This window comes from Nitrosomonas communis (assembly GCF_900114745.1).
GTDB lineage: Bacteria > Pseudomonadota > Gammaproteobacteria > Burkholderiales > Nitrosomonadaceae > Nitrosomonas > Nitrosomonas communis_A.
Genome location: NZ_FOUB01000094.1, coordinates 1 through 10362, shown reverse-complemented (window position 1 = coordinate 10362; position 10362 = coordinate 1). Strand labels below are relative to the sequence as shown.

At 47.0% G+C, this 10362-nt stretch carries 13 protein-coding genes and 1 pseudogene; 6 read left to right on the top strand and 8 right to left on the bottom strand.

The window, feature by feature from the left end:
- Positions 1 to 77: 77 nt before the first annotated feature.
- The 5 genes from BM122_RS24485 to BM122_RS19095 form a co-directional block, all read right to left on the bottom strand.
- The gene (locus BM122_RS24485; RefSeq protein WP_218152167.1) at positions 78 to 239 is read right to left on the bottom strand and encodes a hypothetical protein; all 162 of its coding nucleotides are present in this window, start codon (positions 237 to 239) and stop codon (positions 78 to 80) included.
- A gap of 21 nt (positions 240 to 260) precedes the next feature.
- The gene (locus BM122_RS19105; protein ID WP_218152166.1) at positions 261 to 1088 is read right to left on the bottom strand and encodes a recombinase family protein; all 828 of its coding nucleotides are present in this window, start codon (positions 1086 to 1088) and stop codon (positions 261 to 263) included.
- Positions 1085 to 1255 (bottom strand): DUF2924 domain-containing protein, encoded by a 171-nt coding sequence (locus tag BM122_RS25535; protein ID WP_177198214.1) that lies wholly within the window; start codon positions 1253 to 1255, stop codon positions 1085 to 1087. Before BM122_RS25535 ends, BM122_RS19105 begins: the two co-directional genes overlap by 4 nt.
- A gap of 125 nt (positions 1256 to 1380) precedes the next feature.
- Positions 1381 to 1647: a thiamine pyrophosphate-binding protein gene (locus BM122_RS25530; protein ID WP_256212218.1), complete on the bottom strand. Its 267-nt coding sequence runs from the start codon at positions 1645 to 1647 to the stop codon at positions 1381 to 1383.
- Positions 1648 to 1676: 29 nt separating this feature from the next.
- Positions 1677 to 2924: a zinc-dependent alcohol dehydrogenase gene (locus BM122_RS19095; protein WP_074907098.1), complete on the bottom strand. Its 1248-nt coding sequence runs from the start codon at positions 2922 to 2924 to the stop codon at positions 1677 to 1679.
- A gap of 653 nt (positions 2925 to 3577) precedes the next feature.
- On the opposite strand from BM122_RS19095, the gene BM122_RS26345 reads away from it, so the two are divergent.
- Positions 3578 to 3883: a restriction endonuclease gene (locus BM122_RS26345; protein WP_371264954.1), complete on the top strand. Its 306-nt coding sequence runs from the start codon at positions 3578 to 3580 to the stop codon at positions 3881 to 3883.
- Positions 3884 to 3887: 4 nt separating this feature from the next.
- On the opposite strand, the gene BM122_RS19085 is transcribed toward BM122_RS26345, so the two are convergent.
- A protein-coding gene (locus BM122_RS19085; protein ID WP_143083547.1) for an IS5 family transposase occupies positions 3888 to 4636 on the bottom strand; the annotation gives its coding sequence in 2 pieces (ribosomal slippage) (positions 3888 to 4318 and positions 4318 to 4636; 750 coding nt in all).
- A gap of 821 nt (positions 4637 to 5457) precedes the next feature.
- Between BM122_RS19085 and BM122_RS19075 the strand changes: the two genes are divergently transcribed.
- Positions 5458 to 6273, top strand: a complete 816-nt coding sequence (locus BM122_RS19075; RefSeq protein WP_074907095.1) for an OBAP family protein — start codon at positions 5458 to 5460, stop codon at positions 6271 to 6273.
- 72 nt (positions 6274 to 6345) lie between these two features.
- Positions 6346 to 6765 (top strand): hypothetical protein, encoded by a 420-nt coding sequence (locus BM122_RS19070; RefSeq protein WP_244505882.1) that lies wholly within the window; start codon positions 6346 to 6348, stop codon positions 6763 to 6765.
- A 556-nt stretch (positions 6766 to 7321) separates the two neighbouring features.
- Here the strand turns inward: BM122_RS19070 and BM122_RS19065 are convergent.
- Complete coding sequence (locus BM122_RS19065) at positions 7322 to 7591, bottom strand: SemiSWEET transporter (RefSeq protein WP_083398609.1); 270 nt, start codon at positions 7589 to 7591, stop codon at positions 7322 to 7324.
- A gap of 145 nt (positions 7592 to 7736) precedes the next feature.
- Complete coding sequence (locus BM122_RS23620) at positions 7737 to 7898, bottom strand: hypothetical protein (RefSeq protein WP_177198215.1); 162 nt, start codon at positions 7896 to 7898, stop codon at positions 7737 to 7739.
- 289 nt (positions 7899 to 8187) lie between these two features.
- Between BM122_RS23620 and BM122_RS19060 the strand changes: the two genes are divergently transcribed.
- The 3 genes and pseudogenes from BM122_RS19060 to BM122_RS19055 all read left to right on the top strand — a co-directional run.
- Positions 8188 to 9792 (top strand): ABC-F family ATPase, encoded by a 1605-nt coding sequence (locus BM122_RS19060; RefSeq protein ID WP_074907093.1) that lies wholly within the window; start codon positions 8188 to 8190, stop codon positions 9790 to 9792.
- Positions 9793 to 9894: 102 nt separating this feature from the next.
- Positions 9895 to 10152: pseudogene (locus tag BM122_RS22805) on the top strand (IS982 family transposase); the annotation flags it as partial.
- Positions 10153 to 10163: 11 nt separating this feature from the next.
- Positions 10164 to 10362, top strand: a 199-nt coding sequence (locus BM122_RS19055; RefSeq protein ID WP_143083505.1) for a transposase, incomplete at its 3' end; no start/stop codon positions are given.

Below are 10362 nucleotides of genomic sequence, written 5' to 3'. Positions count from 1 at the left end.
TAGTAAGGTTCTCCTTCTCTCGAACGGATAATACTTTACGGCGAAATGATATCGGATAGGTCATCCCTAAATTATAATCAATCTATAGGAGATATACTATACTTGCGTCCGTTTTTGCGCGAATAGGTCGGGTACATCCGCTCGCCAGAGGGCGCGTATAGCAAGCCACGCAGCAACGCATCGGTGCGCAACCGGATTTTGGTTTCCACCGAGCGCGCGTGTCCGTCTCTGGTCAGCACGGCGTGGACCTTGTCCCAAAGCTACTGGTCGATGATCGGCGGGTGCACGCCGGGATACCAGTTCCCCTTGTGCGACAACTCGCCCAAGTAGATGCGATTGCGTAGCAATTTATGCAGATACTTCCTGTCGATACGTGCGCCACTACGCGTCTGCCCTTCTTGCGTGGTCCAGGTCTTGGTGGTGATCCCCTCAGTAGTCAATCTGGCCGCGATCTGGGTGGGCGAGCCGATGGTCAGCATCTCCTCAAAAATGCGCCGCACCACTGCTGCCTCAGCTTCGTTGATGATCAGCATACGGTTGTCGACATCATAGCCGAGCGGCTGTACGCCACCCATCCACATCCCCTTGCGCTTGGCGGCTGCGATCTTGTCGCGAATGCGTTCGCCGGTGACTTCGCGTTCGAACTGCGCAAAGGACAACAGCACATTCAACATCAAGCGACCCATCGAGGTCGTCGTATTAAATTGCTGAGTAACCGAAACGAACGACACCTCAAAGCGCTCGAATATTTCGACTATCTTGGAGAAATCAGCTAGGCTGCGTGTCAGGCGATCGATTTTGTAAACCACGACAATGTCGATTTTCCGTGCGCAGATATCGGCTATCAAGCGCTTGAGCGCCGGACGTTCCGTATTGCCGCCGGAAAAGCCGGGATCATCATAGTCATCCGCCACGGGTATCCAACCCTGCGAGCGCTGGCTCGCAATGTAGGCATGACCCGCCTCCTTTTGCGCATCGATGGAGTTGAATTCCTGATTGAGCCGTTCATCCGAAGAGACCCGGCAGTAGACTGCACAGCGCTTGCGTGTCTTGGTTTGGACAATATCATTATTTACAGACTCATTCATCGCTCACCTCGCTTGTCACTCAGGCCAAAGAACAAAGGGCCACTCCAATGCGTGCCCGTGATGTGACGTGCGACTGCAGTCAGGCTCTTAAATGAGCTCCCCTCGCACTCGAACAGTTCCTCGGCCGTGACCGTCACGCGATGTTCACGCTCACCCCATTCGCGCAATAGCAACTCCCCGGGGCAAAATTAAATTCACGCGGCTTGGCACGCAACTTGATCCTGGAGTGTTTCGCGCCAATCGCTTCTAAGCGCTCACGTGTGGCAACGGCGAGCCCTCCAAACACTTCCTCCTAAATCTTGTAAGCGATACGGAATTCGACATGGGAGCGATTTGATGTGGCAAGGCAGACACCGAGTTTTCCCGTATATTTGGCATAACTGCAAACCATAAACGCTGCAGCTTCTTCGTGTCTGACTTGAATAAAGCGAATTTGCTCTTGTCTTGTGCGTAAAGATTCCATTATCCCATTAATGCAGTCGCCGGGCAGCCCAAATATTACTTCCACGTCCCACTTAATCAGTCTTTCGATCAAAATATCCGCCGCTGTTTTTGCCATATTTCTTCCTGATTTTGGTAGGCGAACGATTATTTTGCTTTAGCTTTAAGCTGTTCCTTTTGGCTCGCCTCAGGTTTAAGTTCGACCTTGATCCAGCCAGGCTTGCACGTATCGAAAGCTTTATAGGCGTCAATTACGTTCGTCATCGGCTCGATTTGAGCTAAAACACTTACAGGGTCGATTTCGCCGGCTTTGACCATATCAACGAGCATCGGAATATATTTGCGGTGATTGCAATTGCCCATCTTGACGGTCAGATTTTTGTTCATCGCTTTTCCAATCGGAAAATTCTGCATCTCAGGCGGGTAAACGCCGATGATCGAGAGCGTCCCGGCTTTACACAATGTTTCGAGTGCCCACATCAGAGCTTGAGAAGGAGCGTCACCGGGTATCCAATTCTCGCCTTGTGGATTCGTTTCAGGAGCGATCTGAGATTGCTGCTTGTCAAACTGCTCTTTATTTTGAGCGGCTTCGTCGGCGGCCGGTCCCTCGTGCGCGGTCATCGCGTCCACACCGACCGCATCGATGGCGCGGTCAACGCCGATGTCACCCGTCAATCGCCGGATCGTTTCGACCGGATGCTCCTTGTCAAAATTGATGACTTCCGCGCCCTGCCGCCGGGCCATTTCGAGCCGCGACGGCTCACAGTCTACGGCGAAAATCCTTCCCGCGCCCATTAATTTCGCGCTGGCAATGGCGAATTGACCGACCGGACCACAGCCGAACACCGCGACTGTATCTCCGTCTTTAATTTCTGCCAGTTCTGCGCCAAAATAGGCGGTAGGGAAAATGTCGGAAAGCAAAATAGCCTGCTCGTCGCTCACCTGAGGCGGCAGTTTGACCAGCCCGACGTTAGCAAAGGGAATTCTCGCCTTTTCTGCCTGTAAGCCGTTAAAACTGCCAGCCGCCGGCGGTCCGCCGAAAAACGCCGTCCCGGCGGTCTTGCCGTTCGGATTGGCGTTGTCGCACTGTGCATAATAGCCGGCGCGGCAGTATGAGCAATAACCGCAAGCTATAGTCGAAGGGATAACGACACGATCGCCGATGCTCAAATTGCGCACATCCGCGCCGAGTTCTTCGATGATACCGACACCTTCGTGACCTAAGATAGTGCCCGGTTGCATTCCTGAAAAAGTGCCGCGAATAAAATGCAGATCCGTACCGCATATAGCGCTGGCCGTTAAACGCACAATCGCATCGGTCGACTCTTCAATCTTTGGATCCGGCATCTCTTCGAGCCTGATGTCACCGATGCCGTGAAATACAACTGCTTTCATAAATAAACATCCTCCCTTGCTCAAAGTTCATCTTTATGCGAAAAAGGCTGCACGGCTTTTCGCGTCTATCCGTGCCGTTGTTGTAATTCGGCTGACAGTGGTGTTGATGGAGGATGAAATATAAATAGCCTTCCGAGGCGACCGACCTCGTGTCAGCACCATCGAATGTACCGGAAAACAGTTTGATCGCCAACGAATATTAACTTTAGCGTACGCTTCGACACGGACTTTATCTGTACGCAAGCATACATAAGCCTAAAATTAAAGCTTGAATAAAGGGCGATTTACTATCAAGGAAGCAAAAAAAGCATTTACTGGCAGGACGGTAGCGACTTGTGCAATTTTCGACAAATATTAAACAAATCACGTTTCCACGTTTCAGTTTATCGTTTGAGAGTGGCTTGTCGTATACTGATTCAAACGTAGTGATATATCCGTAATATTTGCGGATCTAATAAGGTTTATTATGAATACTAGATCAAATAATTGTTATAAAACATAGAAAATATGGAGAGCTTGATTAAAATGGTAGATTCTTGGGTGCAATTAACAGTAGAGTTTGCCATTTTGGATGTTTAATTTAATCCAATTAGATAGACCAAACAACCTATGCCTGATACATTTACATTCACCATTCCGGATGACTTTGAGAAATTAATTGGCCTTCTGTACAAAAATCAGATTTTGAAGTCGTGATACCACCATCAAACACAAGGGGCTACGATATGGAATTGCAAGGGGAAATTGATTGCATAGCCATTCAAGAAAAAAATCACAAGATGAAGTGTAGCGCAGCGCAAGTACAAAAATTTCAGGAGTACTTAGAATTAACGTTGGCGTCGAAGTTTAAGTCTGGAAGGTTTATTTCAGTCAATGGCTTCAGTAAACCTGCTATCGCCCATGTAGAAAGCGAGCTGCCAAACAATATTTATTTGGAAAGTTACTCTAGGGTCTGTTGACATTTCACATAGGTAGCCACAGAGTTCCACATGCTATGGCTACCATACTCTCGTAATTTCGCTTCAGTTTGTCGTATCGTGTTGCTATTGCCCGATACTGCTTTAGCCGGGCAATAGCATTCTCCACCCAATGCCGGTATTGATATAAACCCCCATCCATATCTGCATTACTCTTCAACGAGTTGCGCTTTCTCGGTATCACAGCCTGAGCTCCCTTCTTCGTTATCTGTGCCCGTAACCATTCGCTGTCATAGCCCTTGTCCGCCACCATCGCTTTTGCGTCAGGTAACCTGGCAATCAAATCAGGTGCGGCAGAACAGTCATTGACTTCTCCACCGGTAATTTCAAACTCAACTGGCAAGCCATAACCATCGACCGCTAAATGGATCTTGGTGGTATTGCCTGCACGGCTTTTCCCGATAGCCTGCGATCTTGACTCGCTGCTCCCGCACTATGTTGATGCGCTTTAACATAACTGCCATCCATAAATCTCCATTCCCAATCCGGATCAATAGCCAATGCTTTGAAAACATTGAGCCATTTCCTGCTCAATGACCAGGCATTGAATCTTTTATAGATAGAATTCCAGCAGCCGAACACCCTGGGCAGATCGCGCCACGGACAGCCAACCCGCATTCGATACAGTAGGCCTTCTACCGTCATGCGCAGATTGCGCTTGTTATAAATCGATTCTTGAAGCAGAATCTTCTCCAGCTTCGACCAGTACTCATCATTGAGCATCATTCGGGGCATCGCAAACTCGTTTTGTTGGTGGTGTAGGAACCCCAATATTACGAGTTTGTTTCTATCTATGAAATACTTATCTTAAAACGTCAACAGACCCTAGCGATGATATTGTCTTCCATTACCAAGAGGGGGACAATATCCATACTCCTCCCGGCAAACCACCAGGGCCAGACAATCCTCCTATTGATCCACCAGGAAAGCCATCAGATCCAAGGGAGCCCTCTATTGATCCTCCTGGAAACCCGCCAAAGCCCTAGAATCCTCCTCCAGAGAAGCGGAATATATAGCTAGACCTGCCAAGAATGATTCAAAAATCATTCTCATTGATGTGGCTTTCAATTGAGCAATGAAATTTTCTGCGCAGGGCTTTCAATGAACAAACCTCTTCCAGCGATAGAACGTATTATCAACTGGTAAACACTCCTGATTTCCTTGCTGCTCCCGTATGTGTGCCACCGTACAGACTGGGTGAATAGCATAGATACAATGAAGCTTATCTTTATTCTTCTCCTTAAAGTCGAAGACCTAACTAAAGAAGAAGCTCTGCTATGAAGGGCGCTACCGATTCTATAATGCAAGCGTGCATTGGTATAGACATGAAGGCCCAAGGCCGCGCAGTAAGTGTACTGATGAAAGCGTTACGTTACGATGCGATGATAATGGACAACCACGAATTGGATTTTGATGCTCTTGAATTTATGAGTGGAAAACAGGGCAGTAATTTGCTTGTCCTTACGTCATTCAGCAGTTGGGTCCATTGATGAGAAGAGTATTAAGTATTGCTTATCCTAATACGCCATTCACCACGATATCGAAAAGGGACCTTGATGAATAGATTTAGCAAAACCTCTGCCATCACTGCACTTCTTCTAGCGTTACCCATTGGCGTTTCAGCACCGCTGGCATTAGCAGAAAAAGCAACCCAACCTGGAACAACACCGCCTGGCGAGTCTAAATCGGCAAAAACAAAAATGCTGGAAGCCGGCACCAGACTTTTACAAAGCAATGATCCACTAAAGAAGTTTGATATCTATCTCGTGGGTTTTCATCCCATGAAGGATTATCCAGAAAACCAGATGGAGGCTCATCATTACTGCCACCAAGTTAATGAAGATTTTGCCCAGTGCGCGCTATTCGATGGCAATACCAAAGATGCAAACCTGAATGGTATCGAATATATTATTTCCGAAAAGCTTTTCGCTACCCTACCCCAAGAAGAAAAAAAATACTGGCATCCTCACAATGGCGAAATCCTGTCCGGACAACTGATCGCACCCAATATTCCCGACATTGCTGAAAAAGCATTGATGGAAGAGAAAATGAACAGCTATGGTAAAACTTGGCACGTCTGGAACACGGGCTTTCATGAAGGCAAAGCAGCCGACCTGCTCCCCCTGGGAAATCCAATGCTTGGCTGGTCGTTTAGTCGTGATGGCGAAGCCATGCCTGGTCTCGTCGAAGAACGTGACAAGAAGATGGATATTAATACTCTAGAAATTCGAAAAAAGCGCCATGATTTGCAGATACTTGCAAATCCTCAATCGGGTGTCGATGACTTGAAGGGCAAATTCGGACGTCCGTTCCAGGATATTCCAGGGGTGGTGGATAAAAAGAGTATGAATAATCAAAGCGGCGGAAAGTAGCGGAAGGATATGGACAGCTGAATAAAAGACTTATTCTCGTATTTATGGTTCTTAATTCTTAATGGAGATCTGATGATGACCAATGCTGAAGACCCAACCCAAGCAAGCGCAGACCGTGTTCGCCGGTCAACACCGGAACATGTGAACCTGCAAATAGATAAGCAAACCAATATCAATGTTCGCCACTATGCCAACAGTAGCCCGGAAGTCATCCAAAAACGCATTGAAGAACTCGACAGAGAATGGGACATTGAGCGCGTGCTTGAAGTCAACGCGTCGACACTGGCTTTGACCGGTCTTGTGCTCGGCTTGACTGGCAATAAGAAATGGTTAATGTTGCCCGGGGTTGTTCTACCGTTCTTGCTGCAACACGGACTGCAAGGGTGGTGTCCGCCTTTACCCATATTGCGACGCCTTGGTGTACGTACACGCGGCGAAATCGACCGGGAAAAATATGAACTAAAGGCGTTGCTTGAGGGAAGGTATAGCTGATCCCATACAAAATGATTCAAAGTGCATAGACGGGAAAGAGCTGCTTGATAGAACAACCTTTCCTTTTCCCGATGGTTTTGGCCTGAGCCTATTTTTGCTGGATGACATTGAATTCTGGAGAATAAGACAATAAATATTCAAGCGTGTGCCCGGTATTGGCAAAGGCGGTTTTGATATCCTACCACTCTGAAACCCCACCAGCAGGAGCTTGGCACTAAACTCGAGAATTTAGTTGCCATTCCTGAGAACCCGCAAGAAGCCCTTGCAGCAGGTAACTGAGCTGCGCCCTATCGCCCAGGAGGTGATGATCCTTGATAGAAACTGCTGAACGCCCCCACAAATCCGTACCTAATTCTTCAGAGTGGGCTGGTCACCTCTACCATGATGGCACAGAACATGTCCTGCAGGTTTAAAAAGATGTGATCCACCTCTACCTAAGCTCCTTAGGAAATGGAAGAAGGTCAGGTGATGAGCTTTCATCATGGAGATGCCCATTTCGATGACCTCACCAAACTGGACAGTGGCCAAGTGCTCTGGGTAGCGCCCGCCGACAAAGTTAGCGATTGAGGCGTAGGGCCATAATTTGCTGAATTTTCAGGCCGAGCACCATACTGGACAATAAAAACGTTATCAGGTTGGCTAATATAACAGGCACACTATTGATCAGATAGCCGTAGAATAGCCAGAACCCGACGCCGATAGTGAACATAGCGTACATCGGCAGCGAGATACCTGACAGATCACGTGTTCTCCATGAGTACCAGGCCTGTGGCACGAAGGCAGAAGTGGTGAGAAAAGCAGCAATATAGCCCATAGTGATTGACATATCATCAAGCATAGTGGTCCTTTTGAAAGAAAAAATATTTAAAAAATTAAACTATTGAAAAATAGAAATAGCGTCAAACACTCTGATAAGCGATCCATATTTAAAAATTGAATTGCCTTAATTATTATGAATAAATATCAGGATTTTATGTAAATAAAGCAGTTTTAATCCGCTCTCTCTGTTCCTCCCGCAATGCCCGCAGATCAACCGCCAGATTGAACAGCGTAATATGATTCGGCAAAGTATCATCTGGCAGGCCGTTGAAAAAACTCCTTAGAAACTGATAACTACCGAACCTCGAACTCATAAAATGACCTGCAAGTATTTTTTGAATTCTTGGGAAGGGTTAAGCTACCCTAGAAACCTGTACTTGGTTTGAAGAAAAAAACTACGCTGAATAGTTGTATTCTTTATTCTTACTAAGAATAACCCCAACCGTTGTTGGTTGTTATTGATAGAACTGTCCGATTTCTCGCTGGAAATACCAAAACCCTCAAACTCTTTTCATATTGAATGAGATTAGCGCTCACCGTAACCTAAAAAACATTTAGAATATCGGCCCTTTTCTTGAAACCATAACTCTTTAGGTACACACTTTGATAACAACAGCCAATATCACCATGCAATTTGGTGCCAAGCCACTCTTTGAAAATGTTTCCGTAAAATTTGGCGGTGGTAATCGCTATGGTTTGATTGGCGCTAATGGTTGCGGCAAGTCAACCTTCATGAAGATTCTAGGCCGGGATCTTGAACCCACTGCTGGCAATGTCGCGGTTGACAGCGGTGAACGGGTGGGTAAGCTGCGCCAGGATCAATTCGCTTTTGAAGATTGTTGCGTCATTGATACTGTACTGATGGGACACGCGGAATTATGGCACGTCAAACAAGCGCGTGACGCAATTTATGGCAACCCAAACGCCACTGAAGATGATTATATGCATGCGGCCGAGTTGGAGTCTCAATTTGCCGAACTGGATGGGTATTCTGCCGAAGCGCGTGCCGGAGAATTGCTGCTTGGGGTGGGCATTCCATCTTCCCAGCATCATGGATTGATGAGCGCGATTGCGCCGGGATTCAAGTTACGCGTGTTACTGGCACAAGCTTTGTTTTCCAACCCGGATATCTTATTACTGGATGAACCGACCAATAACCTCGATATCAATACCATCCGTTGGCTGGAAGATGTCATCAATGCCAGCAAAAACACCATGATCATTATCTCCCATGACCGGCATTTTCTGAACAGCGTTTGCACGCATATGGCTGATCTGGATTATGGTGAAATGCGGATCTATCCCGGTAATTATGATGACTATATGATTGCCTCAACCCAGGTACGCGAGCAGATGTTGGCCAATAATGCCAGGAAAAAGACACAAATCGCCGATTTGCAGTCTTTTGTCAGCCGTTTCTCGGCGAACGCGTCGAAAGCCAGACAGGCAACCAGCCGTGTGCGGCAGATTGAGAAAATAAAACTGGAAGATGTCAAACCATCCAGTCGCCAATATCCTTTTATCCGGTTTGAAGTGGATGACAGGGATAAGCTGCATCGTCTGGCTGTTTCCATCAAAGCAATCAGCAAGGGTTTCCCTGGATTGGACAAACCTTTATTTGACCGGCTAAGCATCGACATAGAAGCCGGCGAGAAAGTTGCCATCATTGGCCCTAACGGAATCGGTAAAACCACGTTCCTGCGGTGCCTTGCAGGCGATCTGGCACCGGATTCCGGTGAGATAAAATGGGCGGAAAAAGCTCGCGCTGGCTATGCTGCACAAGATCATGCGACTGATTTTGAAGAAGAGCTGTCATTGAGCGAATGGATGGATCAGTGGCGGCAAGGCAATGATGATGATCAAACGATACGCGGCACACTGGGCCGATTATTGTTCTCGGGCGACGAAGTCAAAAAATCCACCCGTGTGATCTCCGGCGGAGAACAAGGCCGTATGCTTTTGGGTAAGTTGATTCTGCAGAAGCCCAATGTTCTGCTGATGGATGAACCGACCAATCATCTGGATATGGAATCTATCGAATCACTAAATAGCGCACTTGAGAAATTTACCGGCACGTTGATTTTTATTTCACATGACCGGGAATTCGTTTCTTCACTGGCGACACGAATTCTTGAAATGAAACCGGATGGCATTGATGACTTTAAAGGTAATTATGAAGATTATCTTAGATCACAGGGAATTGATTAATTTAACGTGAGTTCGGATAAGAAAAGCAGCAAAAGGAATCTGAATTCCTTATGATGAAAGAATTTTCAAAAAGAGTTTCATCATTAGAGGGATCAGATTCCGATGGATACTATATTATTGATTTTTTGTGTAATTTACGATTTTTGTAAAGGGTTTGAGCCGCGGTGGGAGCAGCGCTTGTCGGAGTCATCGCTAAAACGGCGTCGTCGACGAGGGGAGCTGTGTCTAAGTGAAGTCATGACCACCATAGTGGGGTTTCATCTGTCTGGTTACCGAACGTTTAAGCACTATTATCTGAATTACGTGTTGAGGTATCAGCGGTGTTATTTTCCAGGGTTGGTGAGCTACCACCGCTTTGTTGGAGAGCTGTAATGAAAAAACAAATAAGATATTCACCGGAGGTTCGTAAACGAGCTGTCCGATTGCTGTATGAACACCAAGGGGAGTATGAGTCGCAATGGGCGGCACTGGAATCGATAGCATCCAAGATAGGTTGTACTGCTGAGACGTTGCGCAAGTGGGTTCGACAATCAGAGACTGATCAGGGCATCCGGGCAGGCATGTCAACCT